Source organism: Kitasatospora sp. NPDC088779, from assembly GCF_040685395.1.
In the GTDB taxonomy this organism is placed as follows: domain Bacteria; phylum Actinomycetota; class Actinomycetes; order Streptomycetales; family Streptomycetaceae; genus Kitasatospora.
The window spans coordinates 96,229-122,044 of sequence record NZ_JBFBHW010000023.1 but is presented as its reverse complement, the minus strand read 5'-3'; the positions used below and the strand labels follow the sequence as shown (position 1 = coordinate 122,044).

The window sequence follows — 25,816 nt, the reverse complement described above, 5'->3', positions numbered from 1 at the left end:
GCGAATTGGCCTGCTCCCGCACCGGAGAACTGGTCTGACCGCCTTCCGGGACGAACGGATTGACTGGAGGCCATTGGTTCACCGGCCGTACCCAGCCGGCCATTCACGATGAGGATTCCGATGCCAGACGCGCCATCGCACCCTCCGTTCGCCGTCCGGCTCGGCACCGAGCCGCTGCCGCCGCACGACCCGCTGGAGCTGTACACGCGGCTGGGCGACCGGCTCGGCGCGGAGCAGGTGTACCTGCTGGAGAGCCTGACCGAGTCCGGCCGGCAGGGCGGGCCCGCGGTGCTCGGCTGCGGCCCGCTCGCCGAGATCCGGCTGTACGGCTCGTACCTGGAGATCGACGGGATCGCGGAGCTCGCCCCGGTGCTGCGGGCGACCGCCGAGGCGGCGGGCCTCACCCCCGCCGCGGACGCCCCCGCGCGGCTGGAGGCCCCCGAGCCGGCCCGCGTCTGGGAGTTCCTGCGGCGCGCGCAGGGCCTGTTCGGCCTGGAGCCGGGCCTGCCCGGCGACCGCTTCCACTTCGGCTTCCTGGCCCGGTTCGGCTACGACGCGGCCTGGCACATGGAGGACCTGCCCGCCCGGGCGCTGCCGCCGGCCCGCCCGGACGCCGTGCTGACGCTGTTCCGCGACAGCGTGCACTACGGCACCGACGGCGCGCCGGTCCTGCGGACCGCCGACAGCCCGGCCTTCGGCGAGCACGGCCGCCACGACCTCGCGGGCGCGGCCCGGGAAGCGGCCGGGCAGGAGCCGCAGGCCGCGTGCCCGCCGGCCGTCCGCCCGCAGTCCGTGCACGACAGCGTGGACCGCGACACCTTCCACGGCTGGGTCCGGCGCTGCCTGGAGCACATCGGGGTCGGCGACATCTACCAGATCCAGGTCGGCCACCGGATCGACGTCCGCACCGCGCTGACGCCGGTCGAGGTCTACCGGCGGCTGCGCTCGCGCAACCCCTCCCCGCACATGTACCTGCTCCCGAACGGCGAGGGCACGCTGATCGGCGCCAGCCCCGAGCTGCTGTTCCGGATCGAGGACGGCCGGATCGTGATGCGCCCGATCGCCGGCACCACCCGTCGCGACCAGGACGAGGAGGAGAACGAGCGGCGGATCAAGGCCCTGCTGGCGAGCACCAAGGAGCAGGCCGAGCACGTCATGCTGGTCGACCTCTCCCGCAACGACATCAGCCGGGTCTGCAAGCCGCACACCCTGACGGCCGACGACCTGATGGTGGTGGAGACCTTCTCGCACGTCTTCCACCTGGTGTCCACGGTCAGCGCCGAGTTGGAGGAGGACGCCGACGTGTGGCGGTCGCTGTGCGCGACCTTCCCGGCCGGCACCATGACCGGCGCGCCGAAGCTGCGCGCCATGGAGATCATCCACGAGATCGAGCGGGAGCCGCGCGGAGCCTACGCCGGTGCCGTCGGCCTGATCGACGTCGGCGGCTGGAGCGAACTGGCGCTGTGCATCCGCACGATCGCGCACGACGGCGCGGTGTACTCCGTGCAGAGTTCCGCGGGGATCGTCGCCGACTCGACCCCCGAGGGCGAGTGGAACGAGACGTTGGCGAAGCTGGGCGCCGCCTACTGGGCGCTGACGGGTGAGGAGTTGACGGCGTGAAGGTTCTGCTGGTGGACGCGCGGGACAGCTTCGTCCACATCATCGACCAGTACCTGCGGGCGCTCGGCGCGGACACCGAGGTGGTCCGCTCGCACACCCGCACCCCCGAGCAGCTGGCCGCGACCGCGCCCGACGCGGTCGTGCTCGGCCCCGGCCCCGGGCACCCGGCGGCCTCCGGCCACGTCGAGCTCGTCCACCACTTCGCCGGGAAGGTCCCGCTGCTCGGCGTGTGCCTGGGCCACCAGGCGATCGGCCTGGCGTTCGGCGGGCGGGTCCAGGTCGCCGACCGGCTGATGCACGGGCGCACCAGCACCGTGACGCACGACGGGCGCGGCCTGTTCGCCGGCCTCGGCAACAGCCTCACCGCGACCAGGTACCACTCCCTGATCGTCACCCAGCCGCTGCCCGAGGACCTGGAACTCACCGCGACCGCCGACGACGACGGCTACGTCATGGGCATGCGGCACCGCAGCCTGCCCATCGAGTCGGTGCAGTTCCACCCCGAGAGCATCACCACCACCGGTGGCATGCAGCTGCTGGAGAACTTCCTCGCGGTCGGCGCCGGGCGCTGACCGCACGCACATCGGAACCGACGAGCGGAAATGGGTGACCAGTGACAGGGAATGGTGAATCGCGCAGCTGGCCGCAGCTGCTCACGGCGCTGATCGGCGGGACGGACCTGAGCACCGCCGACACCGCCTGGGCGATGGACCGGGTGATGCGCGGCGAGGCGGCACCGGCGCAGCTGGCCGGGTTCCTGGTGGCGCTGCGGGCCAAGGGCGAGACCGCCGAGGAGGTCGACGGGCTGGTCCGGGCCGCGCGCGAGCACACGGTGCGGGTCGACGTGCCGGGGCCGACACTGGACATCGTCGGCACCGGCGGGGACGGCGCGAAGACCGTGAATGTGTCCACCATGGCCGCGATCGTGGCGGCGGCCGCCGGGGCCCGGGTGGTCAAGCACGGCAACCGTTCGGCCTCCTCCGCCTCCGGCTCGGCGGACGTGCTGGAGCGGCTCGGCATCGCGCTGGAGCTCTCGGCCGAGGAGGTGGCCCGCTCGGTGCGCGAGGTCGGGATCGGCTTCTGCTTCGCCCCGGCCTTCCACCCGGCGTTCCGCCACGCGGCCGTCGCCCGCAAGGAGTTGGGCGTGCCGACGGCGTTCAACGCGCTGGGCCCGCTGACCAACCCGGCCTCGCCCACGGCCATGGCGGTCGGCGTCGCCGATCCCCGGCTGGGCCCGCTGATCGCCGCCGTGTTCGCCCGCCAGGGCGTGGACGCGCTGGTCTTCCGGGGCGACGACGGCCTCGACGAACTGTCCGTCTCCACCACCTCGACGGTCTGGACGGCGACCACCGGCCGGTTCGTGCAGGAGCGGCTCGACCCGCGCGAGCTCGGGATCGCGACGGCGGCCCCGGACGCGCTGCGCGGCGGCGACGCGGCCCACAACGCGGGCGTGGTCCACGCCGTCCTGGACGGCGAGCAGGGCCCCGTCCGTGACGCCGTCCTGCTGTCCGCGGCGGCCGGCCTGGCGGCGCTGACGCCCTCCGAGCGGCCGGTCGTCGAGCGGCTGGCGGCCGTGCTGCCCCGGGCCGCCGAGGCGGTCGACTCGGGCGCGGCGGCCGCCCTGCTGAAGCGCTGGGCCGAGAGCGGGCCGCCGCGCGCGGGGCGGCCGGACTGAGCCGCCACCGGGCCGCCGTCGTCGGGCGGCGGCACCGGGGCGCGACGCCGACGGGCCGCGCGGACCTCCTCGGGGGGAGGCCCGCGCGGCCCGTCGCGTTGGTACGGGGTGGTCGCACGGCCCGCGTCCGCCCCGTTCGTCCGCCCCCGGCGTCACGGAGGCGGGCGAAGGGGCGGACGGGCGGACGGGCAGCGGTCAGGCGCGGTGGCGCAGCTCCAGGGTGCAGCACTTGACGCTGCCGCCGCCCTTGAGCAGCTCGGACAGGTCGACGCCGATCGGCTCGAAGCCGCGCTCCCGCAGCTTGTCGGCGAGGCCGGTGGCCGCCTCCGGCAGGAACACGTGCAGGCCGTCGCTGACCGCGTTGAGGCCGAACACGGCGGCGTCGCCGGCGTCGGCCAGCACCGCGTCCGGGAACAGCCGGCGCAGCACCTCGCGGCTGCCCGCGGAGAAGGCCTCCGGGTTGTACATGATCTCGTCGCCGTCCAGGACGGCCAGCGCGGTGTCCAGGTGGTAGTAGCGCGGGTCGATCAGCTCCAGGCCGATCACCGGGCGCCCGAAGAACTCCTGGGCCTCGGCGTGGCCGGCCGGCGTGCTGCGGAAGCCCCGCCCGGCGAGCACGTACTCGGCGGTGACCAGGAAGTCGCCCTCGCCCTCGTTGACGTGCTCCGGGTCGTGCAGCTCGGGGTAGCCGTTGGCGCGGAACCACTCCAGGTAGGCGGGGCCCTCGGCGGCGCGTTCGGCGTTGCGGAAGCGGGCGCCGAGCACCTTGCCGTCCACCACGGTGGCGCCGTTGGCGGCGTAGACCATGTCGGGCAGGCCCGGGATCGGGTCGATCAGGTCGACCCGGTGGCCGAGCTCCTGGTAGAGCGCGTACAGCCGCTCCCACTGCGCCACGGCGAGCCCGGTGTCGACCGGCTTCGCCGGGTCCATCCACGGGTTGATCGCGTAGGTGACCTCGAAGTGGCTGGGGCGGCACATCAGGTAGTGCCGGGGCCGGGCCGTGCGCTCGGCGGGGCGCGGGGTGACAGCGTTCATCGGTGACTCCTCGTGAGGGCTTCGGACAACGGGCGGTGCCGCTGCGGTCCGGACGGGCGGCAATCGGGTGCCTGCGGGGCTCCGGGGCCGGCTCGCCGGCGGCGCGGCCGGGCGTGGGGGAAACCCAGGCGCGCCGCACTCGTTCCTGCGGGCCGGCCCCGCGCCCGTCCATGACATGCTGTCAGCTCGCTTGCGGGGGACGGAAGATCCTTAAGCCAGGGCGGAACAGCCCTGATGGACCGGCCGATCGCGCTCAGTCGACGCGGGCGTCCATCGCCTCGGCCAGACTGCGCGGACGCAGGTCGGTCCAGTTCTTCTCGACGTAATCCAGGCAGGCCTGCCGGGATTCCTCGCCGAACACGCTGCGCCAACCGGCGGGCACGTCGACGAAGGCGGGCCAGAGCGCGTGCTGGTTCTCCTCGTTCGCCAGGACCAGGAACGCGCCCTGCTCGTCGTCGAAGGGGTTGGTGCTGCTCATCGGGCCCTCACTTCATGGTTGTGGTCGTGCACGTGGGCAAGGTCGTTCAACTCGTCGGCCGACTCGTCGTCGAGCTCGCCGTTGAGCTCGACGTTGAGCTCGACGTTGAGCTCGACGTTGAGCTCGACGTTGACCTCGTCGTTCGACTCGTTGTTCAACTCGTCACAGAACTCGGTGACCCGCCGTCGGAAGGCGGCCACCACCCGCCGGGCGGTCGGCTCGTCGCAGCCGTCCAGCGCGTGTACCAGGGCGCACTCCAGCCCGCCGGGTGCGCCGTCCGCGGTCCGCCGCTCCACCAGTTGGAGCAGCAGGTCGACGGCGGTGCGGGCCACCGGGACGGGCCGCTCGGCGACCGTCACGGCGTCGGCCCACCGCCCGCCGTCGGCCGGTTCGGCCCGCACCAGATGGGAGAGCGCCACCCCGAACAGCGGCTGGCGGCCCGCCTGCCGGGCCGGGTTGACCAGTTCCACCACCCGGTCGAACGGCAGGTCCTGATGGGTGTGGGCGGCCAGCAGCCGCTCCCGGACCCGCCCGACCAGGGTGCGGGCCGTCGGGCCGCCGGAGGTGTCGACCCGCAGCACCACGGTGTTGACCAGGCAGCCGACCACGCCGTCCAGCACCTCGTCGTCCCGGCCGGCCAGCGGCACCCCGATCGGGAGGTCGTGCCCCGCGCCGAGGTCGCCCAGCGCGGCGGCGAACGCCGCCTGCACCACCATCCCGGTGCCGGCCGAACAGGCCCGGGCGGCGGCGGCCAGCCGGCGGTGCTCCCGCAGGTCCAGGGCGAAGCGGACGGTGCCGGCCGCGCCCGGCCCGGCGCCCGGGGCGCCGGTGGCGTCCGGCAGGCCCCGCCACGGCGGCAGGGCGGCCAACGCGCCCTTCCAGTAGGCGGCCTGCCGGGCGGCCGGGCTCTCCGGGCGGTCCTCGTCGCCGAGCCGCCGCCGCAGCCACAGGGCGTGGTCGGCGTACTGGACGGCGGGCGACGGCCAGCGCGGCGCCCCGCCGGCCGCCCGGGCCCGGTAGGCGGACCGCAGGTCGGCCAGCAGCGGTTCGAGCGCGTGCCCGTCCACCGTCGCGTGGTGCAGCACCAGCAGCAGGGTGTGCCGGTCGGGGCCGCTGCGCAGCAGGGCGGTGCGCAGCGGCGGTTCGGTCAACAGGTCGAAGCCGAGGTCGAGTTCGGCGGCGATCCAGGCGTCCAGCCGCTCCGGCGGGACGTCGAGGAAGCGGGGCGCGGCGGACGGGACGGCGGCGAGGAAGGCCTCGGCGAGGTCGGCGTCGGCGGGCGGGGCATCGGCGGGCGCGAGGATGCGCTGCTCGGGGCCGTCCGGGCCGTACGGCAGGACGGTCCGCAGGGCCTCGTGCCGGGCCACCAGGTCGCCGAGGGCGGCCCGCAGCGCGGCGGGGTCGAGCCCGCCGGTGAGGTCGAGGGCCAGGGTGGTGAGGTAGTCCGGGCGGTGCTCGCCCAGGTAGTTGGCCGTCCACAGGCGCAGTTGGGCGGGGGCGAGCGGCAGCCGGTCGGGCCGGGCCGTCCGGTCGCCGAGCGCCGGGGCGCTGCCGCCGGTGCCGTCGGTACGGGCGGCGCGGTCGAGCCGGTGGTCCAGCCCGGCTACCGTGGGCGCGTCGAACAGCTCGCCGAGCGGCACGTCGACCCCCAGGGTGGACCGGATCCGCCCGGCCAGCCGCATCGCGGCGATCGAGTTGCCGCCGAGCGCGAAGAAGTCGTCCTCCGGCGCGACCGCCGGCACCCGCAGCACCTCCGCGAACAGCGCCGCCAGGACCTCCCGGCGGGGCGAGCGGGTCGGCCCCGGGGCCGACCGCTGCGGCGGGCCCAGGGCGGTCGTGTCGACCTTGCCGTTGGCGTCCAGCGGCAGCGCGTCGACCGGGACGAGCACGGCGGGCACCAGGTGGCGCGGCAGCCGCCCGGCGAGCCGGCGGCGCAGTTCGCCGGCGGCCACCGGCCGGTCGGCGACCACGTACCCGACCAGCGAGCGGCCCGCCGGGCCCGCCCCGTGCGGCACCACCCGGGCGGCGGTGACCTCCGGCTCGGCGCACAGCGCGGCCTCGATCTCTCCCGGCTCGATCCGGAACCCGTTGATCTTCACCTGCCGGTCCACGCGCCCCAGGAAGTGCAGCCGGCCCTCGGTGTCCCACCGGCCCAGGTCCCCGGTGCGGTACAGCCGGCCGCCCGGCGGGCCGTACGGGTCGGCGACGAAGCGCTCGGCCGTCCGGGCCGGGGCGCCGTGGTAGCCCGCGGCCAGGCCCTCGCCGCCCAGGTGGATCTCGCCGGGGACGCCCGGCGGCACCGGGCGCAGCGCGGCGTCCAGCAGCAGCACCCTCGTCCCCGCGAGCGGGCGGCCGATCGGGACGGCCTCGCCCTCGCGGACCGGGCCCGCCGGGACTTCGTGGCCCAGGGCGAAGGTCGTGCTCTCCACCGGCCCGTACAGGTCCAGCAGCCGCTGGCCGGGCGCGGCCCGCCGGGCCCGGGCGAGCGCCGCCGGGGGGACGACGTCGCCGCCGGTGCAGATCAGGCGCAACCGGGCCAGGGCCGCCGGGATCTGCTCGGTCAGCAGGTCGAACAGGCCCGCCGTCAGCCAGGCCGCGGTGGCACCGCCGCGCTCGACGGCCCGGGCGTAGTCCGCCGGGGTCAGCTCTCCCGGCGGGGCCACCACCACCTGACGGCCGGTCAGCAGCGGCATGAGCAGCTCGTACACCATGGCGTCCCAGGCCTGCGGCGAGTGGAACAGCACCCGGTCGTGGTCGGGGCCGTGCCACAGCGGGTCGTCGGCCAGGGCGAGGATGTTGCGGTGGGTGACCGCCACGCCCTTGGGGCGGCCGGTCGAGCCCGAGGTGTACAGCAACTGGGCGACCTGCCCGGGCGGCACCTCCACGCCGGGGTTGCCCGCGCTCCCGCCCGCCCGCCGGACCGCCGCCAACACCTGGGCGTCCAGCAGCAGTTCGGCGCCCGCCTCGGCGGCGAGCGCGCGCAGCCGCTCGGCCGGGAACCCCGGGTGCAGCGGGACGCAGACGGCGCCGAGCTTGGCCAGCGCCAGCATCGCCACCGGCACCTCCGGGCAGCGCGGCAGCCGTACGGCGACCCGGGTGCCGGGCCGCACCCCGAGGCCGGCCAGGTGGTGGGCCAGCCGGTTGGCGTCGGCGTTGAGCGCGCCGTACGTGGTGGTGGCGGTACCCGTGGCGTTCGCGGTGGCGCCGTCGACGTGGCGCAGGGCGATCCGCTCCGGGTGGTCGGCCGCCAGCCGCTCGAACCGCGCGCCCACCGACACCGGTTCGGCGTCGGCCGCCGGGCCGGTGCCCCAGGCCCGCAGCCCCGCCCGCTGGACGGGCGGCAGCAGGTCGACCCGGCCGGTGGTCAGCGCGTCCGCGCCAGAGCCAGCCAGGGCGGCGCAGGCGGCCGTCAGCAAGGTGCGCAGCCGGTCCGCGTCGAGGTACCGGTCCAGTTCGGCGGGCCGCAGCTGGAGCCGCACGTCCAGGCCGCCCCGGCGCGGCAGCACCACCAGCGAGAGCGGGTAGTGGGTGCCGTCGAACGGTTCGACGGCACCGATCCGCAGGCCCGGCGCGGGCTCGACGAACCCGGCCTCGTCCAGCGGGTAGTTCTCGAACACCAGTGAGCTGTCGAAGAGCCGCCCGGCACCGGCGGCCTCCTCCACCTCGGTGAGGCCCAGGTGCTCGTGGTCCAGCAACGCGGTGCGCTCCCGCTGGAGCCGGGCGGCGAGCTCGCGCAGCGGCTCGCCCGGGTGCAGCCGGGCCCGGACCGGCACGGTGTTGATCAGCAGGCCCACGAGCCGGTCCGCCTCCGGCAGTTCGGCCGGGCGCTGGGCGACGGTGGTGCCGAACAGGACGTCGTCGCGGCCGGTGAGGTGGGAGAGCACCAGCGCCCACGCCGTCGTCACCAGGGAGCCGAGGGTCACCTCCCACTGCGCGGCGCGCGCCCGCAGCCCGGCGGTGAGCCCGGCGGGCAGGGTGAAGACGCTCGTCGACGGGCCGTCGTCGGCGCCCTCGCCGCCGGCCGGCGCGGGCCGGCCGACCCGGGTGGGCTCGGCCCCGGCGAGGGCGACGCGCCAGGCGCCGCGCGCGGCCGCGTCGTCGCGCCCGGCCAGCCAGTCGAGGTAGCGGCGGTAGGACGGCGCCGGGGGCAGGTCGACGCCCTGGTGCAGCGCGAGCAGCTCGCGCAGCACGATCGGCACCGACCAGCCGTCCAGCAGCAGGTGGTGGTGGGTGAAGACGAGCCGCCACCGGTCGGCGGCCAGCCGCAGCAGGGTGAACCGGATCAGCGGCGGGGTGTCGACCGCGAACGGCCGGCGGTCCTCCGCCACGAGCCGCCGGGCGTCGGCGGACTGCTCCCCCTCCGCCCGTCCGGTGAGGTCCACGGTGCGCCAGGGCAGCGTCACCTCGACCGGCACGACCTGCCGCGGCGGGCCGGACTCGCCGCTGGTGAAGGCCCCGGCGAGCTGCGGATGGCGCGCGAGCAGCCGCCGGGCGGCGTCCTGGAGCCGCTCCGGGTCGATCGCGCCGGTGAGGTCGAGGACGAGCTGCACGAGGTACGGGTCGCGGCGGCCGTCGTGGGCGGCGTAACGGGAGTGGAACAGCAGGCCGGCCTGGAGCGGCGTGGCGGGCAGCAGGACGGCGGCCTCGGCGGGCGCCTCGGCGGGCGCCTCGGGCTGGGCGGCGGCTGCGGGCCCCCCGGCCCGGGGCGGGCCGACGGACGACAGGGTGGTGAGGGCCTGCTCCCAGCGGGCGGCGAGTTCGGCCACCGCGTCGGCGGCCAGCACGCCGGCCGGCCAGGCCCATTCGACCCGCAGCCGCGGGCCGTCCGGGCCGGTCTCCACGAAGGCGTCGACCGAGAGGGTGTGGGCGAGCGGCAGGGTGGGGTCGGCCTCGCCCCGCAGGGTGCCGGGGACGGGCTGCCAGGGGCCGCGTCGGGTGGTGTCGAAGCGGCCCAGGTAGTTGAAGGCGATCGGGGCCGGGCGGTCGGGCAGCGCGCCGGACCGCTGGAGCAGCCCGTACGTCAGGCCCCGGTGGGGGGTGGCACGCAGGCGCCGCCGCGCGGCCGCGACGGCGCGGGCCAGTTCGTCGGCGGGGGCCGGGTCGTCGGCGGGGGCGAGGTCGTCGGCGCGGGCCGCTCCCCCGGTGTCGGGTCCGGCCGGGCCGGTGTCCAGCAGGACGGGGTGGATGACCGTGAACCAGCCCAGCGTCCGGGAGAGGTCAAGGCCGTCGAGGGCCGCGAGTTCCGGGTCGCGGCCGTGGCCCTCGACGTCCACCAGGAGCGGACCGTCGGCGCCGCGGGCGCGCCAGCCGCGCAGGGCGGCGGCGAGCGCGCCGAGGAGGATCTCCGGTACGGCGGCGCCGAGTCGGTCGGGCAGGTCGGTCAGCAGGGCGGCGGTCGGGCCGCCGCCCAGGGTGGTGCGCAGGGTCGCGGCCCCGGCCACGGTGTCCCGGGTGCGGTCCAGCGGCCGGGTGCCGATGGTCCCGGTGCCGGCGGTCAGCAGGCCGTGCCAGTGGTCGCGGTCGGCGGCGACCGCCGGGTCGGCCTCGGCGGCCCGCAGCGCACGGGCCCAGTCGGCGGCCGTGACGGGGACGGCGGCGAGGTCGGCCGGGTGGCCGTCGGCGGCGGCCCGGTGGGCCCGGGCGAGGTCGTCGAGCAGGATCCGCCAGGAGACGCCGTCGACGGCGAGGTGGTGGATCACCATCAGCAGCAGGCCGCCCTGGTCGCCGTCGAACCAGACCGCCCGCAGCAGTTCGCCCCGGTAGGGGTCGAGGCGGCGGCGGGCGTCGTGCCGCTGTTCCGCGACGAGTTCCAGCAGGGCGGGCGCCGGGTCGCGGCCGGGGGCGGTGGCGAGGCCCTCGCGGGCGAGGTCGATCCGGTGCAGCAGCGGGGCCGCCGGGACGGTCCCGGCGGGCCGGATCTCGAAGGCGAGCGGCTCGCCCGGGGCCCCGGTCAGGCGGGTCCGCAGCGCGTCGTGGTGGTCGACGAGCTGCTGGAGGGCGGCGCTCAGGGTGTGTTCGGTGGCGCCGGGCGGCACCTCGCACAGCAGGGACTGAGCGTAGCCGTGGATCGGTCCGCCGCGGGCCGCCAGCCAGTCCGCGATCGGGGTGGGCGGCAGCACCCCGCCCGGGGGCGCGGGCACCGCCGGGCGGGCGGCCGGGGCACGGACACGGTCCGGGACGACGGCCGCGGCGGCCGCGAGGGCGCGCGGGGTCTGGTGGGTGAACACGTCCTTCGGCGTGATCAGCACGCCCGCCGACCGGGCCCGGGTGGCCAGTTGGATCGCCAGGATGCTGTCCCCGCCGAGCCGGAAGAACCCCTCCGACGGCCCGGGCCGCGCCCGGCCGAGGACGCTGCCGAACAGGGTCCGCAGCTGCTCCTCGGCGGGCGAGCCGCCCTCCGGGCGGGTGACAGGCTGCGGGCGGGCGGCGGCGGACGCCGGGAGCGGGCGGCCGGCCGGGCCCGGGGTGTCGGACAGGTCGAGGGTGCCGGGCAGGTCGAGGCTGCCAAGGGCGTCGACGGGTGCCGCCGGGTCGGCCAGGACGGCCGCCAGCAGGCGGCCGAGGCCCTGCGCCAGGCGGTCGGCGGTCTCGGGACGGAAGTGGCCGGTGCTGTACTCCAGGACGCCACGCACCGTGCCGTCCGGCTGTTCGGCGAACTCGAAGAGCAGCGGGAACTTGGCCATCACCCGCTCGAATCGGTGCGGTGCGCCGGACAGTCCGGGCAGGGTGAGCGCGGGTTGGCGTCCGCCGTGCAGGGTGATCATCACCTGGAACAGCGGGTGGCGGCCGAGTTCCCGGTCGGGTGCGAGGGCGTCCACCACCCGGTCGAAGGGCGCCTGGTCGTGGGCGAAGGCGGTGAGGTCGGCGTGCCGGACGCGGTCGACGAGCTCCGCGAAGCCCGGGCGGCCCGAGAGGTCGGTGCGCAGGGCGAGCGGCTGGGCGAAGTAGCCGACCAGGTCGTCCAGGGCCGGGTCGGCGCGGCCGGCGGTGACCGTGCCGAGGACGAGGTCGGTGCCCGCTCCGGAGCGGGCCAGCAGGCAGGCGACGGCCGCGTGCAGCACCATGAACAGGGTGGCTCCCCGGCCGGCCGCCAACTCAGCTGCTGCGGCGACCAGTTCGGCGTCCCACTGGAACTCGGCAGCGGCCCCGCGCAGGGCCGCGCCGGGCGGCGGCTCATGGTCCACCGGCAGCGCGGTGCGCTCCGGTGCGCCGCGCAAGGTCTCGCGCCAGTGCGCCAGTTCGGTGGCCAGCGGGCTGTCGGGCTCGTCGGCCGGGCCGAGCTCCCGACCCTGCCAGAGCGTGAAGTCGGCGTACTGGAGCGGCAGTCGGGGCCACTCGGGGGCCCGGCCGCGGGCCCGGGCGGCGTAGCCGACGGCGAGGTCGCGGGTCAGCGGGCCCAGCGACTGCTCGTCGGCGGTGATGTGGTGCAGGACGATCAGCAGCAGGTGGGTGCCGGGCCCGGCGGTGAACACCACCAGCCGCCAGGGCAGGCCCTGTTCGAGGTCGAAGGGCCGGTGGACCTCCTCGTGCACCGCCGCGTCCAGGCCGGCGGGGTCCAGCTGCCGGACGGTCAGCGGGAGGGGCGGGTCGTCGAGGATCCGCTGGTACGGCTGCCCGTCGGTGGCCGGGAACACGGTGCGCAGGCTCTCGTGCCGCTGCTGGACGTCGCCGGCGGCGGCCCGTAGCGCGGCCAGGTCGAGCGGCCCGGTCAGCCGGGCGGCGAGCGGGATGTGGTAGGTCGACGCCTGCTCGCCGAGCCGGTGCAGGAACCACAGGCCGCGCTGGGCGTGGGAGAGCGGGATGCGCTCCGGCCGGGGGCCGGCCTGCGGGCGCTGCGGGAGTTCCCGGCCGGCCGCCGCCTCACCCCTGCGGGCGGCGCCACGGGCGCCGATCCGGGCGGCCAGGCCGGCCACGGTGGGGGCCGCGAAGACGTCCCGGATGGTCAGTCCGGCGGACAGCTCGGCGGGCAGCTCGGCCCGGGCACGGACCACCAGCCGGTTCGCCGAGAGGGAGTCGCCGCCGAGGGCGAAGAAGCTCTCGTCCGCGCCGAAGCCCTCGGCCCCGAGGAGTTCGCCGAACAGCCGGTGCAGCCGGGTCTCGTGCTCGCCGCTGGGCGCCCGGCCCCGGCCGTCCGCCGCCCTGGCCTCCAGGGCCCGCAGCCGGTGCTCGTCGAGCTTGCCGTTGGCGGTCAGCGGGAAGGCCTCGACGGCGACGAAGGCCGCGGGCACCAGGTGGTCCGGGAGCGACGCGCGGGCGTGGTCGGCGGCCGCGCGGACGGCCTCCTCGGTGCCGAGCAGGTAGGCGGTCAGCGCCTTGTGCCCGGGCTCCCGTTCGGTGGCGAGGACGGCGGCGCCGGAGATGCCGGGCAGCGCGGCGAGCACGGCCTCGATCTCCCCCGGCTCGATGCGGTAGCCGCGGATCTTCACCTGCCGGTCGGTGCGGCCGAGGTGTTCGAGTTCGCCGTCGGGGCGGCGGCGGGCGCGGTCCCCGCTGCGGTACATCCGGCTGCCGGGCGGGCCGTACGGGTCGGCGGTGAAGCGGGCGGCGGTCAGCGCGGGGCGGCCGAGGTAGCCGCGGGCCAGGCCGGGGCCGGCCACGTACAGCTCGCCGGGCAGGCCGTCGGGCACCGGCCGCAGGGCGGCGTCCAGCAGGTACGCCCGCAGGTCGGGCAGCGGGCGGCCGATGGTGGCGGCGCCCGAGGCCACGGCGGCGGCGTCGAGGTCGCCGGCCGTGACGTGCACGGTGGTCTCGGTGATGCCGTACATGTTGACGAGCCGGGGCGCGTCCTGCGGGTGCCGCAGGTACCAGTCCGCGAGCCGCCAGGGTTCGAGCTGCTCACCGCCGAAGATGACGTACCGCAGGGCGAGCCGGGCGCTCGGGCCGGGGTGGGCGGCGTCGGCGGCGGCCAGCTGGGTGAACGCCGAGGGGGTCTGGTTGAGCACCGTGACGCGCTCGTCGGCGAGCAGGCGCAGGAACTCCTCGGGCGAGCGGGCGGTGTCCCGGGGGACGACGACCAGGCGGCCGCCGTGCAGCAGGGCTCCCCACAGCTCCCAGACCGAGAAGTCGAAGGCGTAGGAGTGGAACAGGGTCCAGGTGTCGTCCGGTCCGAAGCCGAACCGGTCGGCGGTGGTGGCGAGCAGCCGGGTGACGTTGCGGTGGGTGACCAGGACGCCCTTGGGGCGGCCGGTGGAACCGGAGGTGTGGATGACGTAGGCGACACCGTCCGGGCCGGAGCGCTGCGGCCGCGTCCGGTCGGCGGGCTCGTCCGCGCCGTCGACGGGCAGGGTCTCGACGCCGTCGGGCAGCGCCGCCCGGGCGGAGTCGTCCGTCACCACGAGCCGGGGCGCGGCGTCCTCGATGGTCGCGCGCAGCCGCTCGACCGGGTAGTCCGGATCCAGCGGCAGGTAGCCGGCGCCGGCCTTCTGGACTCCGAGCAGCGCGACCACCAGGTCCGGCGAGCGAGGCAGGGCGACGCCCACCAGGTCGCCGCGGCGCACGCCCCGGGCGGCGAGCCGGCGGGCCAACCGGTCGGCGCGCAGGTCGAGTTCGCGGTAGGTGAGGACGGTTTCCCCCAGCACCACGGCCGGTGCCCGCGGGCGGGTGGCGGCCTGCTGCTCGAACAGCGAGACCAGGGTGTCGCCGTCCTGGCCGGTCCGGTCCGGCGCCGGCGCGGGGGCAGGCCGCGGCGCTGGCAGGGCGACGGCGCTGCCGGTGCGCAGCCGGCCGACCGGGAGCCCCTCGGGGGCTTCGGCCAGCGCCGTCACGAGGTCGAGCACCCGGTCCAGGTGGGCCCGGACGGTGTCCTCGGGGTAGTCGCCGACCGCGTCGGCGAACACCGGCAGGGTGGCGCGGCCGTTGTCGTAGACGCCGAGCGCGAAGTCCTCGGGCAGGCCCGGCGAGACCTCGTGCACGGTGGCCGGGATCCCGCCGAACCGCAGGCCCAGGTCGAGCGGCAGCAGGTTCAGGGTGGGGCCGATCAGCGGCCGGTCGCCCCGGGCGGCGGCGGTGTCGCGGAGCAGGTCCTCGAAGCGGTACCGCTGGCGGCGCAGCGCGGCCCGGACCCGGTCCGCCGTGGCCGCCACCAGGCCGCCGACGGTGGCGGCCGGGTCGACGGCGAGCCGCAGCGGGACGACGTTCGCCGTCATGCCGAGGGCCCGCCGGGCCAGCGCGGCGTCCCGGCCACGGACGCCGAGGCCGATCACCGCCGTGCCCTCGCCGGTGTCGGCGTGCAGCGCGACGGCGAGCGCCGCCGGGAACAGCGCCGTCCAGCCCGCGCCGACGCGCTCGCGGACAGCGGCCCAGCGTTCGGCGGACAGCTCCGTCCGGACGGCGACCGGCGGGCGCGGGCCCGAGCCGGTCGGGGCGCTGCGTCCGCCCGCGAGGCGGGGCGGGTCGCCGAGGCCGGCCGACTCCTCGGCCCAGAACGCGGCGTCGGTGCGGAACCGGGCGGAGGAGCGGTAGGCGGCGTCGTCGTCCAGCAGGGCCTGGAGCGGGTCGTGCACGCCGGTGGAGGGCGGCTCGCCCGCGTGCAGCGCCGTGTACTCGGCCGCCACCCGGCGCATCAGCCCGGCCCCGCCCACGCCGTCGCACAGGATGTGGTGGATCCGGAGGTACCAGAGGTACTCCGCCTCGCCGGTCCGCAGCAGGAAGTGGTCGAAGGGCGGGCGGGCGGTCAGGTCGTAGGGGTGGGCGAGTTCGGCGGCGAGGAAGGCGCGGGCGGCGGCGGCCGGGTCCTCGTGGTGGCGCAGGTCCTGCCGGTGCAGCGGCCAGTCGGCGGCGTCCTCGATGATCTGGACGGCGCCGTCGGCGGTCGGCTCGAAGCGCGCCCGCAGGCTCTCGCTGCCGGCCACCACGCCCCGCAGCGCGCGTTCGAACAGCTCCTCGTCGATCGCGCCGTGGAACTGGACGTACTGGCCGGCGGTGAACCGCCGCCGGGTGGGGTCGGCCTCGTGGCCGAACCAGATTCCCGACTGCGGGGCCGTGAGCGGCCGTCGTCGGGCGGGCGTGGCGGGCGTGGCGGGCATGGCGGACATCCGGTTCAGCTCCTCTCCGGCTCGTGCGGCTGGTGCGGCCCCTGCGGACCCTGTGGCCCGGCCGGGTCGCCGAGCCGGTCGAGCAGCGCCGGGGCGAGGTCGACGAGGGCGGCCGGGCCGCCGAGTTCCTGGTGGCCGTGGTCGGTCCGGTGCCGCAGCAGCCGGCCGCCGTCGAGGTGGGGCAGCCAGCTCTCCGGGTCCTGGACGGGCCCGCTGGTCTCGGGGACGGCCTCGATGAGGAGCAGGTCGCCGCGGTACCCGCCGGGGCGGAAGGCCCGGCCGAGCCGGACGTTGTTGTCGTAGACCTCGGCGAGCGCGGTCAGGTGGTGTTCGGAGAAGACGGAGAGCGGCGAGTCGGAGTCCTTGGCGAGGGCGAGGAACTCCTCGGCGGTCGGCGCGGGCGCGTCGGCGGGGCGGTCGACGCCGGTCAGCCGCAGCAGGGCGTTGCGGACGTGGCCCTGCTCGGCGAGCACCTCGGCCTCCGAGCGGGCGGGCAGGTCGGCGAGCACGTAGCTGTCGAGCATCGCGAGCAGGCCCACCTCCGCGCCCTGCTCCTGCAACCGGGCGGCCACGGCGTAGGCGACCAGGCCGCCGAACGACCAGCCGAGCAGGTGGTAGGGCCCGTCGGGCTGGACGGCGCGGATCTCCCGCACGCAGTCCTCGGCCACCTCCTCCAGGCTGGCCGGCAGCGGCCCCCGGCCGTCGAGGCCGCGGGACTGCAGGACGTAGAGCGGCCGGTCGCCGAGCGGCCCCAGCAGCGCCGCGTACGTCCAGCCGATCCCGGCGGCCGGGTGCACGCAGAACAGCGGCGCGCCGGTGCCGGTCGAGCGCAGCGGCAGCAGGGTGGCCAGCATGGGCTCCAGGCCGTCCGCGGGCGGGGCGGGCTCGGCGGCGTCGGCGGGGAGCGGGGTGCGGGCGGGCCCGGCGGTCGCGGGCCAGGAGTCGAGCAGGCCGAGGGCGCCGACGGTGGTGTCCGGCTCGGCGACGAGGGTGTCGAGCAGCCCCAGCAGCCGGGCGAGCAGGGCGTCGGCGGCCTCGGCGTCGACGGCGTCCTCCCGGTGCAGGATGTCGAGTTCCAGTCCGCCGTCCCTCGGGATGGCCATCAGCGACAGCGGGTAGTGCGCGGCCGTCTCGCTGCCCGAGCCGGTGATCCGCACCCCCGGGAGCGCGTCGCCCTGGTCGCCGGACTGCGGGAAGTTCTCGTACACCATGACGGTGTCGAAGAGTTCGCCGAGGCCGGTCGCCCGCTGGATCGCGGGGATTCCCAGGTGCTGGTGGGCGATCATCCGGACCTGCTCGCGCTGGACCCGGGTCAGCAGCCCGGCCAGCGGCTCCTCCGGCCGCAGGGTGATCCGCAGCGGCAGGGTGTTGATCAGGAAGCCCATGACGGACTCGGAGCCCGGCAGCTCCGGCGAGCGGCCGTTGACGATGATCCCGAACACGGTGTCGGGGCGGCCGGTCCGCTCGGCCAGCAGCAGCGCCCAGGTGGCCTGGAGCACGGTGTTGAGCGTGATGCCCAGCCCGGCGGCGAGGGCGCCGAGCCGTTCGGTGCGCTCCTCGCCCAGGGGCCGGTAGCGGCGGCCCGGCCACCCGTCGGCGGGCGGCAGCCCGGGCGGCGTCACCAGGGTGGGTTCGATCGGCGCGGCCAGGGCCTCGCGCCACGCCCGGCGGGCGGCCTCGTGGTCCCGGCCGGCCAGCCAGGCCAGGTGGGAGCGCAGCGGCACCGGCTCGGGCAGTCCGGCCGGGTCGCGGTACAGGGCGAACAGCTCCGGCAGGAGGAGCTGGTTGGACCAGCCGTCGATCAGGGTGTGGTGGGCGACCACCTCCAGCCGGTACCGCTGCGCTCCCACGCCCTCTCCGGGGCCCAGCCGCAGCAGGGTGAAGCGGATCAGCGGCGGGTCGGCCGGGTCGAACCGGGTGGTCCTGGCCTCGGCGGCCAACCGCTCGGTCTCCGCCTCCTGTTCGGCCGCCGTGAGGCCGCTGAGGTCCAGCTCCGTGAACGGCGGCAGGCGGTCCGGGACGACCTGGACGGGTCGGCCGTCGGGGAGGCGGACGAACCCGGCCGCCAGGTTCGGGTGGCGGCGGCAGAGCGCCTCGACGGCGCGGCGCAGCGCCACCGGGTCGAGCCGCCCGTCGAAGAGCATCCACAGCCGCATCACGTAGGCCCCGCCGCCGCCCTGGCTGTGCTGGGTGGGGAAGAGCAGCCGCTCCTGGAGCGGTGTCAGCGGCAGCACGTCCCGGTGGCCCGGGAACCGGGCCCGCAACCAGGCGCGTTCGGCGGCGTCCAGCGGGAGCAGTTCGCCGTCGGCGGGCCGGCCGGCGCCTTGGTCGGCGGGGTCGAGCACGGTGGCGACGGCCGCGAGTCCGGCCGGGGTCGGGTGCGCGAACACGTCCTCCGGGGCGAGCGCCAGCCCGGCCCGCCGGGCCCGGCGGAGCAGCTTGATGGAGCGGATGCTGTCGCCGCCGAGGGCGAAGAAGCTGTCGTCCGGGCCGACTTCGGGCAGGCCGAGAACGCCGGCGAAGAGCTCGCGCAGCACCTCGACGGGGCCGGCGGCCGGGACGGCGGGGGGCTCGGGCGTGGTCCCCGGCGCGGCTCCGGCGGCCAGGGCGGCGAGCGCGCCGCGGTCGGTCTTGCCGTTGGCGTTGGTCGGGAGGTCGTCGAGGAAGATCAGGGCGGCCGGGACGACCGGTGCGGGCAGCACCTCGCGCAGCGCCGCCCGGACGGCCTCCGGATCGGCCGGGCGACCCTCGGCGGCGACCAGGAAGGCCGTCGTGCGGCGGTCGCCCTCGCCGTCGTCGGTGGCGACCACCACGGCCCGCCGGACGCCGTCCAGCTCCGTCAACCGGGCCTCGATCTCGCCGAGTTCGATCCGGTGGCCGCGGATCTTCACCTGGTGGTCGGTGCGGCCGGCGTACTCCAGCTCCCCGGCGGCGGTCCAGCGGGCGAGGTCCCCGGTGCGGTACATCCGGGCGCCGGGCGGGCCGAACGGGTCGGGCAGGAAGCGCTCGGCGGTGGCCCCCGGCCGGTGGGCGTAGCCCCGGGCCAGGTAGTCGCCGGCCAGGTAGAGCTCGCCGGTGACGCCGACCGGCGCGGGCCGCAGGGCCGGGTCGAGGACGTGGGCGCGCACGTTGCCGATCGGCACGCCGATCGACGGTTCCCCGTCCGCGCCGGGCGGGCACGCCCCGGCCGTGGCGTACACGATGGCCTCGGTGGGGCCGTAGAGGTTGAGCACCCGGGCGTCCGGGTTGCGGGCGTGCACCTGGCGGACCAGCGCGGCGGGCAGCGGCTCGCCGCAGAACACGTAGGTCGTCGCCCGCTCGCGCACCCACTCGGCCCGGGCGACCTGCTGGTACACCGACGGGACGGTGTTGACCAGGCTGCCGGACCAGTCCGGGCGTTCCAGCAGCGTGAGCAGGTTGTCCACCAGGTCGACGCTGCCGCCGACGAACAGCGGCACCAGGAGCTCGAAGACCGACAGGTCGAAGGAGAGCGAGGTGGAGCCGAGCACCCGGGAGAGGGCCTGGGGGCCGAGCTCGGCCGCCGCCCAGGCGGCGAGGTTGGCCACGGCCCGGTGGGTGACCACCACGCCCTTCGGCGTCCCGGTGGAGCCGGAGGTGTGGATGACGTACGCCGCGTTGCCGGGCAGCGGGCCGGTGGGCTTCGCCTCGGCGGGAGCGGTGCCGGCGGGCTCGACGGGAGCGGGCTCGACGGCGGCGGGCTCGTCCAGCAGGACGACGGACGGGCCGTCGGCGGCCGGCTCCGGAAGCACGGCGGCGGCCAGCTGCGCCGTGGTCAGGACCACCCGGGGACGGGCGTCCGCCAGCACGAACTCCACCCGGCCGCGCGGGTGGCCCGGGTCGACCGGGAGGTAGGCGGCGCCGGCCTTCAGCACGCCCAGCACGGCCGCGACCAGGGCGGGCGTGCGGGGCAGCAGCACCGCGACGACGTCCTCGCGGCCGACGCCGAGGCCGGCGAGCAACCGGGCGATCCGCTCGGAGCGCCCGTCCAGTTCGGCGTAGTCCAGCACCTCGCCCCCGCCGCGCACCGCGACGGCGGACGGGGTCCGCGCCAGCTGGGCGGCGAACGCCGCGGGCACGGTGGTCTCGGGCACCGCGTGTCCGGTGGCGTTGGCCTTCCGCAGCAGGGCGAGCTCGTCCTCGCCGGCGAGGTCGAAGGAGTGGATCGGCTCGTCGGGCCGGGCCGCCAGCCGCGCCAGCAGCCGGACCAGTCGGCGGTGGGCCGCCGGGTCGGCGCCGTGGCCGCCGGCGGCGACCCGCCACGCCCCGTCCGGGTCCGCCGGGCCGGGGGTGGGGTCGGCGCGCAGGAACAGGCCGGGCAGCGGCTCGCCCCAGGCGCGGGCCAGGACGGCGACCGTACCGGGGCCGTACGCCACCCGCTCGGCGCTGTCGGCGATCCCGGTGACCAGGCCGTACCCGGAGGACGGGCCCCAGGGCAGGTCGAGGTCCGGCCGGTGGCCGTGGCGGCGGGCCGCGCGCAGGGCGCGGCCCGCCTGCCGGAGGACGGCGGTGAAGCTGAGCCCGGGGGCCGGGGCGAGGCGCACCGGGACGACCAGGCCGCGGCCGCCCGGGCCGGGCGCCGGGCTCCAATGTCCGAGCAGCAGCTCCCGGGTGCCGGTCAGCCGGTGCGCGTGGACGGCGGCGGCGGCGAGCAGCACCGCGGCGGGGCCCGCGCCGCCGGCCCGGGCGACCCGGGCCAGTGCGGCCGGGTCGGCCACCGGCAACCAGGGCAGTTCGGCCGGCGGCGCGACGGCACCGGCCGGGCGGGCGGCGGCGGGCTCGGGGCCGGCGGCCCCCAGGACCTCCCGCCAGTACGCCCGGTCGGCGGGCCGGTCGGCGTCCGGGTCCGGGGCGGGGGCCGGGGTGCCGAGGGAGGCGGGGGCCGTCCCGCCGTCCTCGGCGTACAGCGCGCCGGCCCGGCGGACGAGCGCGGCCAGCCCGGCGTCGTCGTCGACCAGCCGGTGGTGGCGCAGGAACCAGCTGAGCCCGCCGTCGGAGCGGCGGATCAGCACGTGGCGCAGCAGCGGCCCGCCGAGCAGGTCGAGCGGGCGGACGAGCTCGGCGGCGAGCCAGCCGTCCAGTTCCTCCGGGTCGAGGTCGATCACCGCGACGGCGGGCGGCTGGGCCGGGTCGGCCGGGCGGAGCAAGCCGGGGCCGCCCCCGGCGGCGGCGCGGTAGCCGGTGTGCAGGTCCGGGCGCTCGGCCAGGGCCCGGGCCACGGCGCGGCGCAGCCGGTCCGACCCGACCGGGCCCTCGAAGCGGACCAGGCGCGCCACGCAGTCGGCGGGCAGGGACGGGGTGTCCCGCAGGACGGCACGCCGGGCGGCGTCGAGCGGGGTGGCGGTGAAGCTGCTCACAGGGCCCTCACGGTGTCGTCGTCGGAGTGCGGGGTCACGGTCTCGGGCGCGTCGCCGTGGTCGGCGTGGTCCGCGCAGTCGGCCTGGCCCGCGTAGTCGGCGTAGTCGGCCGCCACGTCGTGGACCGGGCGGTCGGGCTCGGCGAGCAGGCCGCGCAGCAGCTCGCGCAGGCCGGTGGCGAAGCCGGTCGCGGTCGGCGGATCGAAGAGTTCGGGGGCGTAGTGCACGGTCAGCGCCGTGGGGGCGGCGCCGTTCTCCGCCCGCCACCCCAGGTCGAGTTCGGCCCCGCGCGGGCCGACGCCGTGGCCACCGCCACCGCCACCGCCACCGCCGTCGCTGTCGCCCCGGGAGCGGACCGGGGGCTCGACTCCGGGGCCGGCCGTCCCGTCGGGGGTGGTCCGTCCGAGCAGGTCGGTGAAGGCGGGTTCGTCGGCGAGGTCGGCCCGCAGCAGGGCGCCGCCGGGCAGGCCGACCGCCACCTCGTCCTGGCCGGAGATCCACGAGAGCAGCACCAGCCAGCCGGCCCGCAGCACCCGGTCGGGGTGCGGGCCGGACCTGGCGATCGCGCCGCGCAGCGACTCGTCGACCGGGACGGTGACGCTGCGCTCGGTGTAGTCGGGGCGGCCCGGGCGGGGGCGGTCGGTGGGGACGTCGAGCCGGACGGGCCCGGGCGGGCCGGCCGCCGGCACCTCGGCGGGGGCGGTCGGGACCGCGGCGGCGGAGACGGCCGCCGGCGCCCCGGCCCACAGCCGGGAGATCGGCAACTCGCCATCGGCGGCGGCGAGTTCACGGAGCAGCTCGGTGTACTCCTCGACGAACGCGGCCGCCGTCTCGCTCGTGAACAACTGGGTGCTGAACTCCAGGCAGGCGGTCATGGCGTCGTCGCCGACCCGGTCGGAGGTGATCAGGGTGAGGTCGAACTTGGCGGTGCCCGCTGGCAGGCCGCCGAACAGGTTGCCGGCGCTGTGGCCGATGTCGAAGTACCCGGTCGAGGTGCCCTCGATCTGCTGGATCGGCGGCAGCTCCTGGTGCACGTAGAACACGTCGAACAGCGGGCTCCGGCCCGGATCGCGCTCGTCCGTCAGCGCCTGGACGACCCGGTCGAAGGGGATCTCCTGGTGCTCCAGGGCCTCCAGCACCACGGCGCGCACCCGGTGCAGGAAGGCGGTCACCGACGGGGCGCCGGACAGGTCGGCGCGCAGCGCCACGGTGCTGTTGAAGAAGCCGATCAGGCCTTCGAGTTCGGGCCGGTTGCGCCCGGTGGTCGGGATGCCGACGACCAGGTCGTCCTGCTCGCTGCGGCGGGCCAGCAGCAGGTAGAGACCGGCGAGCAGGACCACGAAGAGGGTGACGGAGCGGTCGGCCGCGAGCCGCCGCAGCTCCCGCATCAGGGCGGCGTCCACGGTGAACACCGCGAGGTCGCCGACGTGGTCCTTGCGGGCCGGGCGCGGGTGGTCGGTGGGCAGCCGCAGCACCGGCGCGTCCCGCAGGGTCTCGCACCAGTAGGCGAGTTCGCGGTCCAGGGCCGGGCCGGCCACCAGTTCGCGCTGCCAGGCCGCGTAGTCGGCGAACTGGACCGGCAGCGGTGCGAGCCGGTGCGGGCGGCCCTCGCGGCGGGCGGCGTACAGCTCGGGCAGCTCGCGTTCGAAGATCCGCGGTGAGGCGCCGTCGTTGACGGCGTGGTGCATGGTCACCTGGAGCACGTGCTGCTCGGGGGCCGTCCGGACCACGAGCACCCGCACCAGGGGGTCGTGGGCGAGGTCGAAGCGGTGCTCGGCGGCCTGCCGGACGAGTTCGCGGGCGGCGGCGAGCGGGTCCGGATCCGCGGAGACGTCATGGAAGGTGAAGAAGTCGCCGGGCTCCGGGCGGATGCGCAGCACCGGCTCGTCGTCCTCCTCGGCGAAGTTGGAGCGCAGCACCTCGTGGCGCAGCATCAGGTCGTGCCACATGCCGCGGACGGCGTCGACGTCGAGCGGGCCGCTGATCAGGCTGACCATCGGGAGGTTGTAGAGCGTGGTGCCGGGGTCGAGCTGGTGGTGGAACCAGATCCGGTCCTGGCCGAAGGAGGTGACCGGGGGCGTGTCGCGCGGGGTGATCGGCGGCAGGGCGGGGGCCGCGGGGGCGCCGGCCCGGCGGCGGATGAGGTCGGCGAACGCGCCGACGGCGGGGTGTTCGTAGACGTCGAGCAGCCGGGGGCGGAAGCCGAAGCGGGTCTGGATCCGGTCGGCGAGCTGGAGGGCGATGATCGAGTTGCCGCCGAGTTCGAAGTAGTCGGCCTCCGGGCCGGGCGGCTGCTCGCTGTGCAGGAGTTCTCCCAGGACTTCGGCGAGCCAGCGTTCGGGGTCCTCGGCGGGGCCGGTCCCGGTGCGCTCGACGGCGGGTGCCGCGGACGCGACGGGCGCGGTGGGCACGGCGGGCAGCGCGGGGGCCGCCGGTGCGGGCCGGATCCAGCAGGGGGTGGCGGCCAGCGGGTGTCCGGGCAGGCGCAGCCGGCGGGCGGTGCCGGGCTCGGGGCCGAGCGCCGTCCAGTCCAGGTCCAGGCCGCATTCGTACAGCCGGCCGAGCAGCGCGGCGAACCCGTCGTCGGCGGCCGTGACCAGCCGGGCGCCGTCCTGCCCCTCCGGGCCGAACCGCTCGGCGAGCAGCCGGCCGAGGACCCCGCCGGGGCCGGGGTCGAGGAACACCACCGGTCCGGCGGCGGCGAGCCGTTCGGCCGCCGCGACGAGCCGGTCCCGGTCGGGCGGCGCGGCCTCGGCACCGGTGCCGGTGGCGGTGGCGAGTTCGCGGGTGTCCTCGGCGGTGAGGGTGCCGAGCAGGTACCGGGCGGCGTACCGGGAGACGCCGCTGCTCAGCACGGTCTCCACGGGCACGCCGCAGCGCGACAGCTCGCGGTGGAGGGCGAGTTGGCCGGCGAGCAGCCGGGCCGCCGGGCCGGTGGCGGGCAGCGTGTCGGGCAGCTCCGCCGGGCCGGGGGCGTCGGGCGCGGCGTCCGGGGAGAGCAGCAGGCAGACGGCGGGCGGCCTGGTCCGGCCGCCGCGCGGGGCGCCGCCGGCCGGTGCCGAGGCGTCGAGCCGGGCCGCCCGTTCGAGCAGGGCCCGGCCGAGCTCGGCGGTGTCGCGGGCCCGCACCGCCACCCGGTGTCCGTAGTGGGTGCGCCCGGAGTTGAGGGTGAGGGCGACGTCGTCGAGGTCGGTGTCGCGGGCGGCCGGGCCGGTCAGCGCGGCGCCGAGGTCGGCGCAGAGCCGGGCGAGCGCGGTGCGGCTGCGCGCGGAGACGCCGACGAGCCGGGGGGTGCCCGGCCGGTCGGCGCGCGGGGGCACGGGCGGCCGCTGGACCACGCAGTGGGCGTTGATGCCGCCGAGGCTGTACGAGCTGACGCCGGCGATCCGCTCCTCGCCCTCCCAGGGGCGCAGCGCGGTGACCACCTCGACGGGTTCGAGGGCGGCCTCGTCGACGGGCCGGCGGAAGTGCAGGGACGGGTACAGCTCGCCGTGGCCGACCGCGAGGACGGCCTTGACCAGGCCGGCGATCCCAGCCGCGTGGTCGAGGTGGCCGACGTTGGTCTTCACCGAGCCGATCGGCAGCCGCCGGCCCCGCGCCCCGAACCCGCGCGGCCCGAACACCTGGGCCAGGCCCTCCAGTTCGACGGCGTCGCCGAGCCGGGTGCCGGAGCCGTGCGCCTCCAGGTAGCCGGCCAGGGCGGGGTCGAGCCCGGCGGCGCGCCAGGCCGCGCCGATCACCGCCGCGTGCGCGGGTGCGCTCGGGGTGCTGATGGTGGCGGCCGCGCGGCCGTTGTGCCGGACGGCGCTGCCGCGGATCACGGCGTGGACGGGCGTGCCGTCGGCGCGGGCCCGGCCGAGGGTGGTGAGCAGCAGGACGGCGCCGCCCTCGCCGCTGGCGGTGCCGTCGGCGTCGGCGTCGAAGGCCCGGCAGCGGCCGCTCGGGGAGACGAGTTCGGTCATGCCTTCGGTCTGCCGGGCGGGCAGGCCGCCGGGGCGCAGGCTGAAGCCGCCGGCGAGCGCGTACTCGGCCTCGCCGTCGCGCAGTTCGCGGCAGGCCTGGTGGACGGCGACGAGCGAGCCGTTGCAGCCGGTGTCGACGGCGTAGCAGGGGCCTTCGAAGCCGAGCACGTGGGCGATCCGGGCGGGCAGCGCGAAGGGCACGTTGCCGAGGGCGCTGAGCGGGCCGGGCTCGGTGGCGGCGCCGAGGTAGCCGGAGGCGGCGGCGCTGAGCACCACGGCGACCTGGCGTCCGCGCAGGGCGCTCGCGGCGTAGCCGGCGTCCTCGACGGCCTGGTGGGCGAGGACCAGCGCGATCCGCTGCTGGGGGTCCATCAGGGCGGCCTCGCGCCGGGAGAGGCCGAAGAAGGCGTGGTCGAAGGTGTGGACGTCGGCGAGGTGGCCCATCGGCAGGTAGCCCGCGTCCGGGTCGAGTCCGGTGGCAGCGGCCCGGGCGGCGGGCATGTCCCCGACGGAGTCCCGGCCGGCGGCGAGGTTGGCCCGGAAGGCCGCCAGGTCGTCGGCGTCGGGGAAGCGGGCGCCGATGCCGACGACGGCGATGTCGGTGTCGGCGGGGGCCGTCGCTGAGGTCCTGGTCACTG

The 25,816-nt window shown here is 77.2% G+C and carries 8 protein-coding genes; 3 read left to right on the top strand and 5 right to left on the bottom strand.

Annotation, left to right across the window (positions count from 1 at the left end; genetic code table 11):
• Window positions 1-120 precede the first annotated feature (120 nt).
• Genes AB0P03_RS22545 through trpD form a run of 3 tightly spaced genes read left to right on the top strand, consistent with a single transcriptional unit; the run spans window position 121 to window position 3,295 of the window.
• Window positions 121-1,620: an anthranilate synthase component I family protein gene (locus tag AB0P03_RS22545; protein WP_363585088.1), complete on the top strand. Its 1,500-nt coding sequence runs from the start codon at window positions 121-123 to the stop codon at window positions 1,618-1,620.
• Complete coding sequence (locus tag AB0P03_RS22540; protein ID WP_063349726.1) at window positions 1,617-2,192, top strand: aminodeoxychorismate/anthranilate synthase component II; 576 nt, start codon at window positions 1,617-1,619, stop codon at window positions 2,190-2,192. Before AB0P03_RS22545 ends, AB0P03_RS22540 begins: the two co-directional genes overlap by 4 nt.
• Before the next feature lie 41 nt (window positions 2,193-2,233).
• Window positions 2,234-3,295: an anthranilate phosphoribosyltransferase gene (gene trpD / locus AB0P03_RS22535; RefSeq protein ID WP_363585090.1), complete on the top strand. Its 1,062-nt coding sequence runs from the start codon at window positions 2,234-2,236 to the stop codon at window positions 3,293-3,295.
• A 195-nt stretch (window positions 3,296-3,490) separates the two neighbouring features.
• Here the strand turns inward: trpD and ddaH are convergent, their stop codons facing one another.
• The 5 genes from ddaH to AB0P03_RS22510 all read right to left on the bottom strand — a co-directional run bounded on the left by ddaH (window position 3,491) and on the right by AB0P03_RS22510 (window position 25,814).
• Window positions 3,491-4,330: a dimethylargininase gene (gene ddaH / locus AB0P03_RS22530; protein WP_363585092.1), complete on the bottom strand. Its 840-nt coding sequence runs from the start codon at window positions 4,328-4,330 to the stop codon at window positions 3,491-3,493.
• Between the two features lie 253 nt (window positions 4,331-4,583).
• Window positions 4,584-4,808 carry an MbtH family protein gene (locus AB0P03_RS22525; RefSeq protein WP_063349723.1) on the bottom strand — a complete coding sequence of 75 codons (225 nt, stop codon included), beginning with the start codon at window positions 4,806-4,808 and terminating at the stop codon, window positions 4,584-4,586.
• Window positions 4,805-15,841, bottom strand: a complete 11,037-nt coding sequence (locus AB0P03_RS22520; RefSeq protein WP_363630441.1) for an amino acid adenylation domain-containing protein — start codon at window positions 15,839-15,841, stop codon at window positions 4,805-4,807. Before AB0P03_RS22520 ends, AB0P03_RS22525 begins: the two co-directional genes overlap by 4 nt.
• 5 nt (window positions 15,842-15,846) lie before the next feature.
• On the bottom strand, window positions 15,847-21,216 hold the full coding sequence (locus AB0P03_RS22515) for an amino acid adenylation domain-containing protein (RefSeq protein ID WP_363630439.1): 5,370 nt from the start codon (window positions 21,214-21,216) through the stop codon (window positions 15,847-15,849).
• Entirely contained in the window at window positions 21,213-25,814 is a 4,602-nt protein-coding gene (locus AB0P03_RS22510) for a condensation domain-containing protein (RefSeq protein WP_363630437.1), read from the bottom strand. The genes AB0P03_RS22515 and AB0P03_RS22510 overlap by 4 nt, the downstream gene beginning before the upstream one ends.
• Window positions 25,815-25,816: the final 2 nt, after the last annotated feature.